This window comes from Hyphomonas sp. UBA4505 (assembly GCF_002388685.1).
Classification (GTDB): domain Bacteria; phylum Pseudomonadota; class Alphaproteobacteria; order Caulobacterales; family Hyphomonadaceae; genus Hyphomonas.
Genome location: NZ_DGMZ01000009.1, coordinates 43,002 through 59,790 on the forward strand (window position 1 = coordinate 43,002; position 16,789 = coordinate 59,790).

The 16,789-nt window shown below is 61.1% G+C and carries 15 protein-coding genes; 14 read left to right on the forward strand and 1 reads right to left on the reverse strand.

The annotated features are described in order from the left end of the window. Positions 1-3 precede the first annotated feature (3 nt). Together B3527_RS05420 and B3527_RS05425 are read left to right on the forward strand one after the other, a co-directional pair. Positions 4-3,129, forward strand: a complete 3,126-nt coding sequence (locus B3527_RS05420) for an efflux RND transporter permease subunit (RefSeq protein WP_034827860.1) — start codon at positions 4-6, stop codon at positions 3,127-3,129. A gap of 55 nt (positions 3,130-3,184) precedes the next feature. After that, positions 3,185-5,194, forward strand: a complete 2,010-nt coding sequence (locus B3527_RS05425) for a heavy metal translocating P-type ATPase (protein WP_035549561.1) — start codon at positions 3,185-3,187, stop codon at positions 5,192-5,194. A 362-nt stretch (positions 5,195-5,556) separates the two neighbouring features. Here the strand turns inward: B3527_RS05425 and B3527_RS05430 are convergent, their stop codons facing one another. Further along, positions 5,557-6,408, reverse strand: coding sequence for a DNA -binding domain-containing protein (locus B3527_RS05430; RefSeq protein ID WP_034827835.1), 852 nt, complete (start codon positions 6,406-6,408; stop codon positions 5,557-5,559). Between the two features lie 315 nt (positions 6,409-6,723). On the opposite strand from B3527_RS05430, the gene trbB reads away from it, so the two are divergent. The 12 genes from trbB to B3527_RS05490 all read left to right on the forward strand — a co-directional run bounded on the left by trbB (position 6,724) and on the right by B3527_RS05490 (position 16,788). After that, on the forward strand, positions 6,724-7,719 hold the full coding sequence (gene trbB / locus B3527_RS05435) for a P-type conjugative transfer ATPase TrbB (RefSeq protein WP_035549558.1): 996 nt from the start codon (positions 6,724-6,726) through the stop codon (positions 7,717-7,719). Next, positions 7,716-8,051: a TrbC/VirB2 family protein gene (locus tag B3527_RS05440; protein WP_035549557.1), complete on the forward strand. Its 336-nt coding sequence runs from the start codon at positions 7,716-7,718 to the stop codon at positions 8,049-8,051. Before trbB ends, B3527_RS05440 begins: the two co-directional genes overlap by 4 nt. Beyond that, positions 8,051-8,305: a VirB3 family type IV secretion system protein gene (locus B3527_RS05445; RefSeq protein WP_035549555.1), complete on the forward strand. Its 255-nt coding sequence runs from the start codon at positions 8,051-8,053 to the stop codon at positions 8,303-8,305. Before B3527_RS05440 ends, B3527_RS05445 begins: the two co-directional genes overlap by 1 nt. After that, entirely contained in the window at positions 8,299-10,764 is a 2,466-nt protein-coding gene (trbE, locus tag B3527_RS05450; RefSeq protein ID WP_035549554.1) for a conjugal transfer protein TrbE, read from the forward strand. Before B3527_RS05445 ends, trbE begins: the two co-directional genes overlap by 7 nt. A gap of 9 nt (positions 10,765-10,773) precedes the next feature. Further along, entirely contained in the window at positions 10,774-11,472 is a 699-nt protein-coding gene (gene trbJ / locus B3527_RS05455; protein ID WP_035549553.1) for a P-type conjugative transfer protein TrbJ, read from the forward strand. A 6-nt stretch (positions 11,473-11,478) separates the two neighbouring features. Beyond that, positions 11,479-12,795: a P-type conjugative transfer protein TrbL gene (trbL, locus tag B3527_RS05460; protein WP_035549552.1), complete on the forward strand. Its 1,317-nt coding sequence runs from the start codon at positions 11,479-11,481 to the stop codon at positions 12,793-12,795. Positions 12,796-13,002: 207 nt separating this feature from the next. Continuing rightward, positions 13,003-13,695, forward strand: a complete 693-nt coding sequence (gene trbF, locus B3527_RS05465) for a conjugal transfer protein TrbF (RefSeq protein WP_035549550.1) — start codon at positions 13,003-13,005, stop codon at positions 13,693-13,695. 5 nt (positions 13,696-13,700) lie between these two features. Then, positions 13,701-14,738: a P-type conjugative transfer protein TrbG gene (gene trbG, locus B3527_RS05470; RefSeq protein WP_035549589.1), complete on the forward strand. Its 1,038-nt coding sequence runs from the start codon at positions 13,701-13,703 to the stop codon at positions 14,736-14,738. 4 nt (positions 14,739-14,742) lie between these two features. Continuing rightward, the gene (locus tag B3527_RS05475) at positions 14,743-16,020 is read left to right on the forward strand and encodes a TrbI/VirB10 family protein (protein ID WP_065383282.1); all 1,278 of its coding nucleotides are present in this window, start codon (positions 14,743-14,745) and stop codon (positions 16,018-16,020) included. Next, positions 16,017-16,253: a DUF2274 domain-containing protein gene (locus B3527_RS05480; RefSeq protein WP_035549547.1), complete on the forward strand. Its 237-nt coding sequence runs from the start codon at positions 16,017-16,019 to the stop codon at positions 16,251-16,253. The genes B3527_RS05475 and B3527_RS05480 overlap by 4 nt, the downstream gene beginning before the upstream one ends. Positions 16,254-16,256: 3 nt before the next feature. Next, a complete protein-coding gene (locus tag B3527_RS05485; protein ID WP_035549546.1) occupies positions 16,257-16,571 on the forward strand; it encodes a DUF736 domain-containing protein in 315 nt (104 codons plus the stop codon). Positions 16,572-16,590: 19 nt separating this feature from the next. Then, the gene (locus B3527_RS05490; RefSeq protein WP_035549544.1) at positions 16,591-16,788 is read left to right on the forward strand and encodes a hypothetical protein; all 198 of its coding nucleotides are present in this window, start codon (positions 16,591-16,593) and stop codon (positions 16,786-16,788) included. Position 16,789 lies beyond the last annotated feature (1 nt).

Consider the following 16,789-nt stretch of genomic DNA (forward strand, 5'->3'; position numbering starts at 1 on the left):
GATATGATAAATTTAATGCACCGTATCGCCGGAGGGCGGCTGCTCGCCGCCATCGCGGCGCTCGCCATGACCCTTGGCGGATTATTCGCGTTCAAGGCGCTACCCGTTGACGCCTTTCCCGATGTGACACCCTCACTCGTTCAGGTCTTCACAGAAACCGAAGGCCTCGCCCCAGAAGAGGTGGAGCGCTACGTGACCTATCCAATCGAGACCGCCATGTCCGGCTTGCCAAAGCTAGACCATATGCGCTCGGTCTCAAACTTTGGACTGTCCGTCGTTAACATCTATTTTGAAGACGGCACGGATGTCTATTTTGCGCGCCAGGTTGTTGGTGAACGCCTCGCCGAAGCGCGCGGCAATATCCCCGATGGCTTTGGTGACCCGCAAATGGGGCCGATTTCAACAGGTCTAGGGATTATTCTCTATTTCCGTCTCGAAGATGAGACCGGCGCGCGCGATCTTGTAGAAATGCGCGAAATCCAGGACTGGATCATCAAATACCAGCTTCAGACTGTGCCCGGCGTCACCGAAGTGCTGTCACTTGGCGGTTATGAAAAGCAGTATCAGGTCAGGCTCGATCCGGACGCGCTATTGGCTTACGACATCCAGATTGGTGATGTGATGACCGCCCTTGAGCGCGGCAACAAGACCGAAGGCGCACAATTTCTCGAAATCGGGGCCGAGCAATATACGGTCCGCGGCGTCGGACTGGCGCGATCGGTTGAAGATCTTGCGGAAATTGTCGTCAATGTCGATGATGGCCGCCCCGTGCGGGTACGCGACCTCGGTGAAATCATTGTCGGCGGCGGGGTACGCCAGGGCCTGGCCACCGCCAATGGCGAAGGTGAAGTGGTCGCGGGACTGGTGCTCAAACTCTATGGCGCCAATACGTCCGATGTGATTGCGCGCGTTCAGACACGCTTTGAGGAAATCAACAAAAACCTGCCGGAAGGCGTCAACGCCGTGCCCTATTATGATCAGGGAACACTGGTCAACAAAGCTGCCGCCACGGTGACAACGGCGCTGTGGCAGGGCGCGCTACTCGTCGCACTGGTCGTTTTCGTCTTTCTGGGCGGCTGGCGTCCAAGCCTGGTTGTTGTCCTTTCTATTCCATTTTCCGTGGGCTTTGCCTTCATCGCGATGCAATGGCTCGGCATCAGTGCCAACCTCATGTCGCTGGGCGGCGTGGCCATTGCCATTGGCATGATGGTGGATGGGGCTATCGTCATCGCAGAAAATGTCGACCGGGGATTCCGGGAAAGCGATCCGTCTGTCGATCAGAGAGATGTTGTGGCGCGCTCGGCTGCGGAAGTCATAGCGCCGCTAATTGCGGCCGTTGCGGTGGTGATCGTCGTCTTTCTGCCGCTTTTCTCGCTGCAAGGCGTGGAAGGTAAAACCTTCCGGCCTCTGGCAGCCTCCGCGGCGCTCGCCATGACGGGGTCATTGTTCTACGCCGCGCTGATTGCGCCATCGCTCGCAAATGGGGTCATGCGTCGGAGCAAAAAGCCGCGTGAGGACCGTCCGGGATGGATTGCCCGCACGGTCAGCCAAGCCGCCGGATTCTTCGTTCGCCAGCGTTTGGCGGCGATTGCTCTGGCCGCCATCCTCCTCGTAGCGGGCGGACTGGCCGGATCGCGCCTCGGGTCTGAATTTACTCCTTCGCTTGAAGAAGGTGATGTTCTACTCCGCGTGACCATGGCACCATCTATCTCTTTGACAGAAGCGGCGGAAACGACCACCCGCGTTGAGAAAAGGCTTCTGACGGCCTTTCCGGAAATCAAGTCTATCGTGACCCGAATCGGTCGCGGTGAGGTCGGGGCCCACGCCGACCCGACCAATAGTGCGGAAGCTTTTGTTGAACTCAATCCGAGGTCGGAGTGGCGCAAAGGCTTGTCGCCGGAGAACTTGCGCACAGCGATATCGGAAAATCTCGAAGGTGTGCCCGGTATTGTCGTCAATATCGGTCAACCTATCGCGATGTCTGTTGATGAGCTTTTGACCGGGACGCGCGCAGAACTTGCCGTGAAAATTTTCGGGCCGGACAGTGATGTCCTGTTGAAAAAGTCACAAGAGCTACAGGCCATCTTGCAACAGGTCGATGGGGCAGCTGAAGTTCAGGCTGACCAGATTACAGGGGCGCCACAACTCGTGGTGCGTGTCGATCGCGCGGCCCTCGGGCGGTATGGTCTCGATGTTGAGGACGCGCTTGACGCCTTGCGGACCTCGGTCGGCGGCGCAGAAGCCGGCGCTCTGTTTGAAGGCGTTCGGCAATTCCCGATCGTCGTGCGGTTTCATGAAGAGAGCCGCGATACAGCCGAAGCCATCCGCCGTTTGGTGCTGGAATCGCCGACCGGCGCACGTGTCACGCTGGAAAGCGTGGCCACTATCGAGACCGTGATTGGTCCGCGCCAGATCACGCGAGAGGATGGCGAGCGCTTTATCACTGTCCAATCCAATGTGCGGGGCCGTGACATCGGGTCTTTTGTAACGGAGGCGCAAGCTCTGACGGACGCCAATCTTGACCTGCCTGCAGGCTACCGCGTTGTCTGGGGCGGTCAGTTTGAATTGCAGCAACAGGCCAATGCTCGGTTCGCAGTTGTGATACCAATCACGCTCGGCATTGTATTGCTGATCCTGCTACTGACATTCGGACGGCTTAAATCGGCAATTCTCATACTGCTGAACATCCCCCTGGCGTTAACCGGAGGCGCGCTCGCACTCTGGATTACAGGCCTGCCTGTCTCGGTTCCCGCGACGGTTGGTTTCATCGCGTTGTTTGGTATCGCACTTGGCAACGGGATGGTCCTGGTGAGCTTCATGGATGATTTCGCCCGCGCCGGGCGGGACCGGGATGCGCTCGCAATCGATGCGGCTGGGATGCGCGCCAGACCCGTTCTGATGACGGCGATGACAACCGCTTTGGGACTTGCGCCCTTGCTGTTTGCGACTGGCGTCGGCGCCGAAGTACAGCGGCCTCTGGCAACTGTCGTCACAGGCGGGCTTGTCTCTTCAACTCTGCTGACGCTGCTCGTGATGCCGGCATTGCATCGGTGGTTCTCGCCAAAACCTGACTCGCATCATTCGCTACTGGAAACACGGCACAACCCCGAAACTGTGCCAGCGGAATAAATCACTCCGCCTTGGCGGTGTAATCCGCCAAGGCGTCACTTTTTTGGAGACGCTTATGTCACCCCCGAAACACTCAAATCATGATCATGACACTGACAGTCATGGTCATGACCATGGCGATGTCATTAGCCGTATAGTGGGCCCGCGCGCGGAAATCATCTTTGCCGGGCTAGCTGGACTTTGCCTGCTGGCAGGCTGGCTCGGACCCAAACTTGGGTTTCTACCGGACCCCATCGGATTTGGCTTCCTGCTCGCGGCTTACTTTTTCGGCGGTTATTTCGTGCTGCGTGAGGCCATGGGTAAAATACTCAAAGGCCAGTTTCAGATCGACTTTCTGATGCTGGTGGCTGCTACGGGCGCCGCCATTCTCGGCGAATGGGCGGAAGGTGCTTTTCTTCTCTTCCTGTTTGCCATTGGCCATGCCCTTGAAAACTATGCCATGGCCCGGGCGCGCAATGCGATTTCGGCTTTGTCGGATCTCACTCCGGATGAGGCGCTTGTCCGTAGGGGTGAGACGACAGAAACCATTGCGATTGACGAGTTAGTTGTCGGCGATGTCGTTGTGGTGCGTTCCAATGAGCGCTTGCCAGCCGACGGATTTGTGGTCAGCGGACAAAGCGCCGTCAATCAGGCGCCCATTACAGGCGAAAGCGCGCCCGTAGACAAAAGACCCGTGGCTGACCGCGAAAAGGCAGCTGCTAATCCTGACGCGCTGAAGGCCGAAAGCCGCGTGTTCGCGGGGTCAATCAATGGGTCCGGCAGTCTTGATATAGAAGTGACCAAATTGTCGGGCGAGACGACGCTGGCCCGCGTTGTCACCATGGTGAGCGAGGCTGAAACACGCCAGTCACCGACCCAGAGTTTTACCAAAAAGTTCGAGCGCATATTTGTGCCGTGCGTCATTGTTCTGGCGGTTGTTACGTCGCTGGCCTTCCTTGTTTTGGACGAGACGGCTTCCGAAAGCTTCTACCGAGCCATGGCTGTATTGGTGGCGGCAAGCCCCTGCGCGCTGGCCATTGCAACCCCAAGCGCCATTCTCTCCGGCGTGGCCCGCGCCGCGCGCGGCGGCGTGTTGATCAAGGGCGGCGCGCCGCTTGAGGCGCTCGGACGGCTCGACGCCATCGCCTTTGACAAAACAGGCACACTGACGGAGGGCGAGCCGCGCCTAGTGGATATTGTGCCTTTCGGCGATGTCGATGAAGACACTTTGCTCAGGGTTAGCGCCGCTGTTGAAACGCTGAGTGATCATCCGCTGGCCGAGGCCGTGGTGCGCGATGCGAAAAGGCGCCTCGGATCAATCCCCGACAGCGCAACCGATTTTACAAGCATAACCGGTCGCGGTGTTTCCGCCATGTATGATGGCCAGATTGTGCATATCGGCAAATCGGCCTTGTTTGATGAGGTGGACGGCAAGCCAGTGCCCGAGGACTTGGCAGAGCGCGTCAATTCGCTGTCGGCCGATGGCCGCACAACGATGATTGTGCGCCATGGTGAGCGCTATCTGGGCGTAATCGGTCTGATGGACACGCCGCGCGAGGCCGCGAAAAGCGTCATAGCGCGGCTGCGCGACATCGGTGTGACCCGCATGATGATGATTTCGGGCGATAATCAGAATGTGGCAGATGCTGTCGCGCGAGACGTTGGGCTGGACGAGGCCTTCGGCGATCTCATGCCCGATGACAAAGTCACCAAGATCAAATCGCTCAAGCAAGGCCGCGGCGTCGCTATGGTTGGGGACGGCGTCAATGATGCGCCTGCCATGGCTAATGCGACTGTCGGTATTGCCATGGGAGCGGCGGGCTCAGACGTTGCGCTTGAGACCGCTGACATTGCCCTCATGGCTGATGATCTTGAAACGCTGCCATTTGCCGTCGGATTGAGCCGGGCGACCAGTCGCATTATCCGGCAAAATCTTTGGGCGAGCCTCGGCATCGTCGCCTTTCTTATTCCCGCGACGCTTTTCGGTCTCGGGATCGGGCCCGCTGTCCTCATTCACGAAGGTTCAACTTTGATCGTCGTGTTCAACGCTTTGCGACTACTTGCGTTCCAGGATCGCGAGCATTGATGAAACTGAAGGTCATCTGGTGCCGAATTCAATCAAACGCCCTGGTGCCGCCAGCGCGGCTCAGTGTTTCTGACTAAAACTGAAAAGTAATCATTCACAAAAGTAGTCTACGTATGTCGATGAATAATTTGCGGAACTTGTTCATTACGGGGACCTTAGCCGCCTCGCTCGCGGGATGCGCGTCGGCCCCAAAAGCTTTCCAACCATTAGATGTCATCGAAGCTGAAGCGGTCCGTGCCGAGTGCGGACTCATCCTACCGGCTTCCAGACTCAAGAGCGGCGGAGACTTCAGGCGACGGGCATATCAGACCTGCAAGAGCGACGTTCTAAGAGAGCTTGCCCGCAATGAGTGAAGACTTCACTCATGCGGCACGCTGATTAAACCCCAGCTGTGCGCCGAGAAGTTCAACCAGATAGCCGCCATCCCGCAGCCCCTCCGCCTTTTTGATAATGTAGCGGATGGCGTCCCGCATGGTGCCGGTTTCATCGCTCCACTCGGCATCGACGGCCGCTTTGCCGTTGAGAACAATGGCGATTTCGCGCCGTGACATGCCAAGCTCAAGACAATCGAGGGCGACCAAACCGTCACGCAGGATTTGCGTGGTTTTGGTCCAGAGCGGCGCCTCGGGCACGCTGCCTTCCTCGATCAGGGCAAGTGCGGCTTTCTGCGCTTTCAGTTTGCGCTCATAGGCTTTGAGATCAGAGATGGTCAGTTTCATCCGAACAGGTTCGAGCCCCAGAATCGAAACGCCGGTGCAGCGCACCTGCACGACGCAGCCCTTGCCGCGGATCAGAAGAAATTCGCGGGCCTGCAAATCGGTAATGTGGGTGATTTGGCAAATTGGAACCGTGCTGTCCCAGATATCACAGCTTTCGCCCGGCGCCCGTGGTGAGCAGTTCACTTCCACCTGATCGGGAAACACATGCTTGTTCCAGACCGCATCGGCTTCAAACCCATTAAGGTCTGGATCGGGCATGAACATAAGGCCCCAGCGGTGAGCGAGGCGCTGCGGGTTGCGGGGCTTCAAGAGACGAATATCGGCGCAAGGCGCTTTCATTTCAGATACATCGTCGTCCGACCGCGCCTCTGCATCGCGTCTGAGGTCGGGATTGCGCCTTGCATATTCCCATGCCCAGCGATCAGGCGACAGGCGCGAAAGGTAATCGTAGCGCGCCAGGACGCCTTCCGAACTCAAGGTAAAAGTCTTCATCATCAGCTCCCTTCACAGGGGAATTCAGCAAGATGAGTGCCAACCTGAAATTGAAGACTGAATTCATACGCGCAGATTACTTAATGCATGAACAGCATCTTACGGGAATAATTTGAGCATCTGATCACTATTCAAACTCTCCTCATGAGGGATTTTTACAGTCGCAACCTGTAGCAATAGTTACAGGTTCGCGTTTGCATTCATCTGCAGCAGGTCGCGGGGCGTTGCTGGATATGGCCCGCAGTCCCACTCCCCGAAAATCGCATGGGCTGTCAGGCTTTGGTCACTCGGAAACGTGAGTGACAGGAGCCTTATGAAATGGACAAGCCCGCGCACCAAAGCGAAACAGAAGACCGTCGCAGCGCAATGCTGCGCACCGCGTTCTGTTCTGTGGTGCGCGAAGCGCTGGAAGCGCCAGATACGATCGAAATCATGGCCAATCCTGATGGATCGGTCTGGATCGAGAAGGCTGGCATCGGCCTCATCATCTCTGAACACACTCTCCCGTCTTCCGACCGCGAGCGCGTCATCCGGCTCGTGGCCTCTGGGGTGGGAGTAGCCGCAAACCGCACCTCCCCGATTATCTCTGCTGAACTCCCCGGCAGCGGCGAGCGGTTTGAAGGGCTTCTCCCACCCGTCTCAACCGCGCCATGTTTCTCCATCCGCAAGCCTGCGACCACACCGTTTGAACTCGGCGACTATGTCACCCAGGGCGCGCTGGCGCCTGCGCTGGCCCAAGCGCTCAAGGACGCGATTGCAACGCATGCGAACATTCTGATCGCCGGCGGCACGTCCTCTGGCAAGACGACATTTACCAATGCCTTGCTGGCAGAGCCCTCACTACATGACGACCGCATCGTCATCCTTGAAGACACGCGGGAGCTGCGCTGCGCCGCACCCAATGTCGTCCAGCTCAGAACCCATCGCGGCAGCACCAGCCTGCAGGACCTTGTCCGCTCGACCCTGCGCCTGCGCCCCGACCGGATCATTATCGGCGAAGTGCGCGGGGCTGAAGCGCTCGACCTGCTCAAAGCCTGGAACACCGGCCATCCCGGCGGGATCACCACGCTGCATGCGAACTCCGCCCACGGCGCGCTAGCGCGGCTTGAACAGCTGACACTGGAAGCCACACCGCGCGCGCCCTTCGACCTCATCGCAGAGGCGATTGACGTCGTCGTGTTCATGAGCCGCGCGGGCGGCCAGCGCCGCGTTGAAGAGGCACTCCGCGTCACCGGCTTTGACGGCGAGGGCTACCAGACCCAGCCGCTCGTCTCCCGCTCTTTGTCCCTCGTCCAACATGGAGAAACACTATGACCCTCTACACCCACCTTCAGACCGTAAACCGAACGGTTCAGGTCGCGGCCTGTATCGGCCTCGGCCTGATGATCGCCGGTCCCGCCCATGCAGCAGGCTCCGGCATGCCCTGGGAAGGTCCGCTCGATCAGATCCTGCAATCTATTGAAGGGCCCGTCGCGCGGATCGTCGCGGTGATCATCATTACGCTGACCGGTCTGACCTTGGCTTTCGGAGAGACCAGCGGCGGGATGCGAAAGCTGATCCAGATTGTGTTCGGTCTTTCGATCGCCTTCGCCGCCACCAGCTTCTTCCTGACTTTCTTCAGCTTTGGCGGCGGAGCGCTGGTCTAGTGGCGGAAGGCTATGAAATCCCCCTCCATCGCTCGCTGACCGAGCCGATCCTGATGGCGGGCGCACCGCGCACGGCCGCCATCGCCATCGGGACGCTCGCTGCCGCGGTCGGCCTTGGGCTCCAGCTCTGGATACCGGGCCTCGTGCTCTGGACCGTCGGGCATTCAGCGGCCGTGTTCATGGCGCGGTCTGATCCGGATTTCATGGCCGTTGCGAGCCGTTCGACGCGCCACAAGGAGCATCTGACATGCTGAACTTGCGTGAATATGCCGACACACCAACGCTTCTCGCCGACTATCTACCATGGGCCTGTCTCGTTGCGCCGGGCGTCGTCCTCAACAAGGACGGCAGCTTCCAGACGACATTCAAATATCGTGGCCCTGACCTTGAAAGTTCGACCGAGGAAGAACTCGTCTCGGTTATGGCCCGGGTCAACAATGTCCTGCGCCGGTTTGGCTCAGGCTGGGCGCTCTTCTTCGAGGCGCAGCGCCACGAGGTGCATGACTATCCGGAGGCGGAGTTTCCAGATGCGCTGTCCTGGCTCATCGATCAGGAACGCGCGCTGCAAGCCGAAGAAAGCGGCGCCCGGTTCGAGAGTGCCTACTATCTAAACCTCCTCTGGCTACCGCCTGCCGATGCGACGGGCCGCGCCGAGAAGGCGCTGATCCAGCGCGCTGAGACCGAAGATGCCGCGACCTGGCGGCACCGGCTGGAGACGTTCCAGCAGCACGCGGACCGCGTCTTCGATCTCCTTTCCACCTGCCTCGCCGAGATTGGTAAGCTAACTGACGATGAGACGCTGACCTATCTCCACTCGACCATCTCGATCAAGCGCCATCCTGTTGTGACGCCTGAGCTGCCGGTCTTCCTCGACGCCGTGCTCGCCGATGAGCCCTTCGCTGGCGGGCTGGAGCCGATGATCGGTGACGCGCATTTGCGCACGCTGACCATTCTCGGTTTTCCGGCCTCGACCCTGCCGGGCATCCTTGATGAGCTGAACCGGCAGGGTTTTGCCTATCGCTGGGCAACGCGCTTCATCGCCATGGACAAGGCCGAAGCTGAAAAAGTGCTCGGAAAGAAGCGCCGCCACTGGTTCGCCAAACGCAAATCGATCGGCGCGGTCCTGCGCGAGACCCTGTTCAATGAACAGGCGGCCCTCGTAGACAATGACGCCGACAATAAGGCGGGTGATGCCGACGCCGCGCTACAGGAACTCGGCTCCGACCTTGTCTCCTATGGCTATGTGACCACAACGATCACTGTCGCCGATCCCGACCGGCGCGTGGTGGACGAACATATCCGCGTGGCCGAGCGCATCGTGAATGGCCGCGGCTTCACCGCAATCCGCGAGACCCTGAACGCCGTCGATGCCTGGCTCGGGAGCTTGCCCGGTCATCCGTATGCCAATGTCCGTCAGCCCATCCTGCACACGCTGAACCTGGCCCATATGGTGCCGCTGTCTGCGGTCTGGGCGGGCGAAGACGCCAATCGACACCTACAAGCCCCTGCGCTCATCCAGGCACAGACCGACGGCACAACACCGTTCCGCCTAAATCTCCACATTGGCGATGTTGGTCATACGCTTGTCGTCGGTCCCACCGGCGCGGGCAAGTCCGTGCTCCTGTCCCTGCTCGCCCTGCAATGGAAGCGCTACACAAACGCCCAGGTCTTCATCTTCGACAAGGGCCGGTCCGCGCGCGCTGCAACGCTTTGCATGGGCGGCGCGCATATCGACCTTGGCAGTTCGAACGCCCCAAGCCTCCAGCCCCTGAAGGACATCGACACCGAACATGGCGCGAGTTTCGCCGCTGACTGGCTGACAGGTCTCTGCACAAATGAAGGCGTCAGCATGACGCCGGACCTGAAAGCCCGGCTCTGGGAAGCGATCCAGTCTCTCAGCTCAGCGCCTGAAAACGAACGCACGCTGACAGGCCTCAGCCTGATGCTGCAGGACGACACGCTCAAATCGGCGCTCCACCCGTTCACGCTGGAAGGCCCGCATGGCCGCCTTCTCGATGCCGATCAGGAGAGCCTCGCCCTCGCCGATACAGTCTGTTTCGAGATGGAAGAGCTGATGCACGCGAAAGGCGCGGTCGCCCCCGTCATCACTTACCTGTTCCACCGACTTGAAGCCCGGTTCACCGGCAAACCAACGCTGCTCATCCTAGATGAAGCCTGGCTGTTCCTCGATGATCCGATGTTCGCGGCGCGCATTCGCGAATGGCTCAAAACCCTGCGCAAGAAGAACGTGTCTGTCGTGTTCGCAACACAAAGCCTGGCCGACATCGCGAACTCAAGCATCGCGCCTGCACTCGTCGAGTCCTGTCCGACACGGATCTTCCTCCCGAATGAACGCGCGCAGGAACCGCAATCGAAAGAGACCTATGAGCGCTTCGGACTCAATACCCGCCAGATCGAACTGATCTCAAGAGCCACGCCGAAGCGCGACTATTATTACCAGTCACCCCTCGGCGCGCGCGTCTTTGATCTGGGACTTGGACCCATCGCCCTCTCGGTTTGCGGGGCGTCCTCGCCGGAAAATCAGGCCCGCATGGACCGCATCTGGGCCGAGACGGAAGGCGACGGCTTTGCTGCCTGCTGGCTGATCGAGAAAGGCCTGCCCTGGGCGGCTGAGCTGCTCACCCGCTGGCCCGGCCATGCGCCTGAAGCCGCCGATCCGATCCAATCAGTCCACGCCATCGCCGCCGAATAGGAGCCCCCGATGAAACGCTTCCTTGCCTCCGCCCTCATTTGCGCCGCGCCGCTCTCCATCCTCATCGCCCCGCCAGCCGCCGCCCAATGGACGGTCTATGACCCGGCCAATCACATCCAGAACATCTACCAGGCGATCCGGTCGCTTCAGGAAGTGAACCAGCAAATCCAGCAGCTCACCCATGAAATCGAGATGCTGGAGAACATGGCGCGCGATCTGGAGGCGCTGCCCGATAGTATCGTCGACGACATATTGCGCCGCATGCGCCGCATCGAGGAGCTGATGCGCGAGGCCGAAGGCATCGGCTACCGCGTCGAGGAAATCGAGCGCGAGTATGAAGAGGTGTACCCTGAAGACTATGGCAGTGAACCGCCGCGCCAGGCCGTCCTCGTCGAAGAGGCCCGCGCCCGCTGGCGTCAGTCCCGCACGGCTTACCGGGACAGTCTGACCGTCACGGCGCAGGTCGTCTCCACAGCGCGGGCTGACAGTGACAGTCTCGGCCGGCTGATCGCCGACAGCCAGTCCGCCGTCGGCAATCTCCAGGTCGCGCAGGCGGGAAACCAGATCGAGGCCCTGCAGACTGAGCAGCTGATGCAGATGGAAGCCATGATGGCCGCCCATTACCGCGCCGAGGCGCTGGAACGCGCGCGCCAGCTGGCCGAGGCCGAACGCGGCCGCGCCCGCACCCGGGCCTTCCTCGCAGAGTAGCGCCCCATGGACGTGATCGACACATTTCTCGCGACCTTTATCGCCTACATTGACAGCGGGTTCGGCCTGCTGGCGGGCGATGTCGCATACCTGTCGACCACGCTCATCGCTATCGACATTACGCTGGCAGGCCTGTTCTGGGCGCTCTCCCAGAACACGGACGTGATCGCCGGGCTCCTCAAGAAGGTGCTCTATGTCGGCTTCTTCGCCTTCATCATTGGCAATTTCTCTCTTCTCGCAGGGATCGTCTTTGACAGTTTCGCGGAGCTTGGCGTGACCGCTGGCGGCGGGACCATGACCGCCGATGATCTCCTGCGCCCCGGCTTCATCGCCAGTGTCGGTCTCGACGCCGGTCAGCCGCTCTTGGAAGAGATCAGCGACATGCTGGGGCCAATCTCCTTCTTCCATAACTTCATCATGATCGCGGTGATGTTCATCGCCTGGGCGATCATCATGGTCGCCTTCTTCGTGCTGGCCGTGCAGCTCTTCATCACGATCCTGGAGTTCAAGCTGACGACGCTCGCCGGGTTCGTGCTCGTGCCGTTTGCGCTCTGGAACAAGACGACGTTCCTGGCTGAACGCGTCCTCGGCAATGTCATCACCTCGGGCATCAAGCTGATGGTGCTTGCCGTCATTATTGGCATCGGCTCGACGCTCTTCTCATCCGTGACCGATGCGTTCCGTACCGGCGATGATGTGACGCTCGCGCAAGTCATGGGCACGGTGCTCGCCGCGATCGTCTTCTTCTGGATGGGCATCTTTGCGCCCGGCATCGCCTCCGGCCTGATCACCGGTGCGCCGCAACTCGGCGCGGGTTCCGCCGCAGGCGCGGCCGCCGGTGTCACAGCCGGAACCTATGTCGCCGGGATGGGCGGCCGCGCTGCCGTCGGCGCCGTCGCGGGCGGGGCGTCCTCCGCCGTCAAGGCCGGCGCCAGCATGGCCGGCGCGGCGCGCACTTCTTATACGCTGGGATCGGTCGCCTCTGGCGCATCCGGCGCAGCGGGCGTCGCCGCAGGCCTTGCCGGTGTCGCCCGTGCAGGCGGCGACGCTATGCGTCGCACAGCATCGCGCCCGGCTCAAGCCCTCAGAGACGCCTACCAACGCGGCAGTCAGGGCGCCTGGCGCGCCACCGGCGGGTCTGAGGCCGCGTCCATGCAAAACTCTGCCTCCGGATCATCATCAAGCCAAAGCCCCGGCTGGGCGCGGCGCATGCAGGCGAGCCAGCGCATGGGACAGGCAGGCCAGATGGCCGCGCACTCCCTGCGCGACGGTGATCGCGGCGCTTCGGGCGCAAACCCCACCCTCAGAGACAAGGACGACTAGACGATGGCTTTCAGGCGATCCTCCTCCAGCTATGGACCAAGCCCGTTTCCCGAAACGCCTTACCAGAAGGCGGGCCAGATCTGGGAGTTCGCAGCCGGTTTGCCGCAGGCAAAACAATCCATCCGGGGGATGGATTGTAGGCGAAGAACGCCGCGGCAGCGGCCCGCAGGCTCCCGCTTCAACCCAACAAGACAGGAGGTCTGATCTATGGCGTTCAAGCGTTCATCTTCAAGCTACGGCCGCAGCCCGTTCCCCGAGACGCCATATCAGAAGGCCGGACAGGTCTGGGATGAAAGAATAGGCTCCGCCCGCGTGCAGGCGAAGAACTGGCGGCTCATGGCGCTCGGCTGTCTCGGGCTCTGCTTCGTCACCTCCGGCGCGCTGGTCTGGCGCTCGATGCAATCCACCGTCACGCCCTATGTGGTCGAAGTCGATGAGACGGGTGCGGCCCGCGCTGTGGCTCCGGCCACGACAAGCTACACGCCGACCGATGCCCAGATCGCCCATCACCTTGCGAACTTCATAGAACATGTCCGGGGGCTTTCCGTTGACCCTGTCGTCGTCCGCGAGAACTGGCTGCGCGCCTATGACTTCGTGACCGACCGCGCCGCCACCACGCTCAACGAATACGCCTCCGCCAATGATCCTTTCGCCGATGTCGGGCGCAAATCCCGCACCGTGGACGTGGTCAGCGTGGTTCGCGTCTCGGAGGACAGCTTCCAGGCCCGCTGGATCGAGAAGACCTATGAGAATGGTGCGCTCGTCAGCGCCCAAAGGTTCACCGGCAATTTCACAATCATCACCCAGCCGCCGACGGATGCAGAGACCCTGCGCGCCAATCCGCTCGGCCTTTATGTCCATGCCCTGAACTGGGGTCAGGACCTCGTTACAGGAGAATGATCCCCATGCTTCGTATTCTGCTTGCCACTTCGGCCCTCGCACTTACCACGGCCTGCGCCACGACCGAGCTTGAACCTATCGATGCGAGCGCCTTTGTCGCGGCCAAGCCCGTCGAGGATAGGACCGACTATCCGGTGGAGATCGTCGAAACCGCCGTCGCGCTGCCGCTGCCCGGCCAGATGATGCCCATCGGCGCGCGTGTCACCACCAATGCCGATGGCAGCGTGACGCGGACCTACACAAGGACGATATCGCGTCCCTCAGTGTCACCGGCTGAAGCCATCAGACAGGGCCGCACCGGCGCGCTTATCGAACCTTCGGTCGATGGCTATGTGAACGCGATCCAGGTCTATCCCTATACAGAAGGCGCGCTCTACCGGCTCTATGCCAGCCCCGGACAGGTTTCGGACATTGCCCTGCAGCCGGGCGAGGAACTGGTCTCGGTCTCGGCAGGCGACACGGTCCGCTGGGTCGTGGGCGATACGATCTCCGGCTCTGGAAACACTTCCCGCGCGCATGTGCTGGTCAAACCGATTTCCTCCGGCATTCGCACCAATCTGATGATCGCCACGGACCGGCGCACCTATCATCTGGAACTTGAAAGCACGGACGGCGGCTATATGGCCGCTCTGTCCTGGCGCTACCCCGCGGATGAACTCGCAGGCCTCACTGCCCGCAATGAGCGCGCGATCGCACGGGACGCGGGAAGCATTGAGCGCGGCCTGACGCTGGAAGGCCTGAACTTCGACTATCGCCTCTCCGGCGACAGTCCGGACTGGAAGCCTGTCCGCGTCTTTGATGATGGCCGTCAGGTCTTCATCCAGATGCCGGAGGACATCGCCACAACCGACATGCCGCCGCTTTTCGTGCTCGGCACGGACGGTGATGCGGAACTGGTGAACTACCGTGTGCGCGGCAATTATTATGTCGTGGACCGGCTGTTCCGTGCGGCCGAGTTGCGCCTCGGCGAGCGGAACCAGACCGTGGTGCGAATCTCACGCAACGAGCGGCGCTCGCCGCTGGCTGGCCTGTTCGGGAACTGAGCCGATGTCCGAGCCCATTCCCTTCGACGAACATGCCGAGCGGCTGAAGATCCGCTCCAGCCCGAAGCCGGTGACGCGGATCAATCGCAAAGTATTGATGGTCGGCGCAGGCCTCGGCGTGCTCGCCCTGTTCGCAGCCATGAGCGTTGCCCTCAAACCGCCAACCGCTATCGATCCGGATGCCCGTCGCGAGCTCTACAACACGACGAACACGCGCAAGCCCGAAGGTCTCTCAACGCTTCCGACCAGCTATAGCGACATCACATCCGTCGAGGACCGCGTCACGCGTCTTGGCCCACCGCTTTCGGGCGATCTCGGCGCGACCATGCTGCGCGCCGAACGCGAGCTCGGTATCGAACCGGAATATGTGACCCGGTTCGAGGATGACTTTCGCCCGAACCCAGCCGACGAGGCCGAACGTGCAAGGCGCATGCGCGAGGCCGCCCTTGCCGATGAAGCCGCCCGCGCACCGGTCTTTTTCCGACTCGATTCTCAGAGCGGCACGGCAAGCACCACCGACACCCGTCCTGCTTATCGAGACCCCGCGCTTGATCTGGGTTCTGAGCTTCTGGCGCTCGCCGCTCTGCCGCAAGGCGCACGGTCCGCTTTCGGACAGCCTATCGATACAAATCTCCAGTCCCGCAAGCTCGCCTTTACGAGCGAAGGACCAGCAAGCGACATCTACAATCCACACGGCGTGGAAGACCCTGCCTCGCCGTATCAGGTCATGGCTGGCACGCTCATTCCGGCTTCAATGGTCACGGGCATCAACTCAGACCTGCCGGGCACGATCGTCGCGCAGCTCACCCAGCCCGTCTATGACACCGTCACCGGCCAATACCTCCTCATCCCGCAGGGCTCGCGCCTGATCGGGCGCTACCAGTCGGAAGTCTCTTTCGGGCAGGACCGCGCACTCGTGACCTGGGACCGGATCATCTTCCCGGACGGGTCGTCGATTGTGATTTCCGCGCCAGGCGCTGATGCGCAAGGCTTTGCGGGTCTCTCGGATCGAACCGATCATCATTGGGACCGCGTGTTCATCGCAGCAGGCCTCGCCACCATTCTCGGCGTCGGCGCAGAACTCGGTGCAGACGGTGACGGCGATCTCGAACGCGCGATCCGACGCGGCACGACCGACACCGTCAACCAGGCCGGCCAGCGCGTCGTCGAACGCAACCTTGGCATTCAGCCGACGGTCCGTGTGCGGCCGGGCTGGCCCGTGCGCGTGGTCGTCACCCGCGACCTCATCCTCAGACCCCATCCACAAGGAACAAGCAGATGACCCTACGCCTTGGACAGTTACCCGATCGCACCCCGGTGCGTATGAGCCTCTCGGTCGATCCCGACCTCGCCAGCGCCCTCAGCGACTATGCCGAAATCTACCGGCAAACCTATGGCGCGGAGGAAAAGCCCGAAGCGCTCATCCCCGCCATGATCGAAAGCTTCCTGGCGTCAGATGCCGGGTTCAAACGGGCGCGCCGCGCCCTTCATTCCAACGCCAGCAAAGGAGACTAACCCATGGCGCAGATCGGCACGTTCACCCTGAAAGATGGCAGCTATACCGGCACCATCCGTACCATGACCATCAACGTCAAAGCACAGCTTGTCCCGAACAGTGACAAGGCATCAGATGGCGCACCCGACTTCCGGCTCTATGCCGGCGGGGCCGAACTCGGTGCGGCCTGGCGTCAGGAAAGCAAGGACGGCGAAACCCCGTACCTCGCCGTCAAGCTCGACGATCCAAGCTTTGCCAGCCCCGTGCGCGCCGCCTTCTTCGAGAATGAAAAGGACGGCACCGGCGTCATGGTCTGGAACCGGACGAAGACCAACTAGCAAAGGGTCTGGCGCCCCAATGAGCCTCAGCCTGCATGATCTTGAAAAAGGCCGCCGCATTGCGGCGCTCGTCGTGCGCCATTGCGGTGAGAAGTATTTTCCCCTGTTCGACCGGTTCGACCGGGAAGTCCGCGAGCGGGCCTCGGCGGCCGACCGGATCGAGGACGCCATCGGCGCGAACATGCCCGCTCGGCCGAGAAAGCGAGGGCGCTCTTGAT

What these genes read in the sequence shown, in the direction of transcription:
- B3527_RS05420 (WP_034827860.1), top strand. Translation starts at nt 4, where the DNA reads ATGATAAATTTAATGCACCGTATCGCCGGAGGGCGGCTGCTCGCCGCC.
- B3527_RS05425 (WP_035549561.1), top strand. Translation starts at nt 3,185, where the DNA reads ATGTCACCCCCGAAACACTCAAATCATGATCATGACACTGACAGTCAT.
- B3527_RS05430 (WP_034827835.1), bottom strand. Translation starts at nt 6,408, where the DNA reads ATGATGAAGACTTTTACCTTGAGTTCGGAAGGCGTCCTGGCGCGCTAC.
- trbB (WP_035549558.1), top strand. Translation starts at nt 6,724, where the DNA reads ATGGACAAGCCCGCGCACCAAAGCGAAACAGAAGACCGTCGCAGCGCA.
- B3527_RS05440 (WP_035549557.1), top strand. Translation starts at nt 7,716, where the DNA reads ATGACCCTCTACACCCACCTTCAGACCGTAAACCGAACGGTTCAGGTC.
- trbE (WP_035549554.1), top strand. Translation starts at nt 8,299, where the DNA reads ATGCTGAACTTGCGTGAATATGCCGACACACCAACGCTTCTCGCCGAC.
- trbJ (WP_035549553.1), top strand. Translation starts at nt 10,774, where the DNA reads ATGAAACGCTTCCTTGCCTCCGCCCTCATTTGCGCCGCGCCGCTCTCC.
- trbL (WP_035549552.1), top strand. Translation starts at nt 11,479, where the DNA reads ATGGACGTGATCGACACATTTCTCGCGACCTTTATCGCCTACATTGAC.
- trbF (WP_035549550.1), top strand. Translation starts at nt 13,003, where the DNA reads ATGGCGTTCAAGCGTTCATCTTCAAGCTACGGCCGCAGCCCGTTCCCC.
- trbG (WP_035549589.1), top strand. Translation starts at nt 13,701, where the DNA reads ATGCTTCGTATTCTGCTTGCCACTTCGGCCCTCGCACTTACCACGGCC.
- B3527_RS05475 (WP_065383282.1), top strand. Translation starts at nt 14,743, where the DNA reads ATGTCCGAGCCCATTCCCTTCGACGAACATGCCGAGCGGCTGAAGATC.
- B3527_RS05480 (WP_035549547.1), top strand. Translation starts at nt 16,017, where the DNA reads ATGACCCTACGCCTTGGACAGTTACCCGATCGCACCCCGGTGCGTATG.
- B3527_RS05485 (WP_035549546.1), top strand. Translation starts at nt 16,257, where the DNA reads ATGGCGCAGATCGGCACGTTCACCCTGAAAGATGGCAGCTATACCGGC.
- B3527_RS05490 (WP_035549544.1), top strand. Translation starts at nt 16,591, where the DNA reads ATGAGCCTCAGCCTGCATGATCTTGAAAAAGGCCGCCGCATTGCGGCG.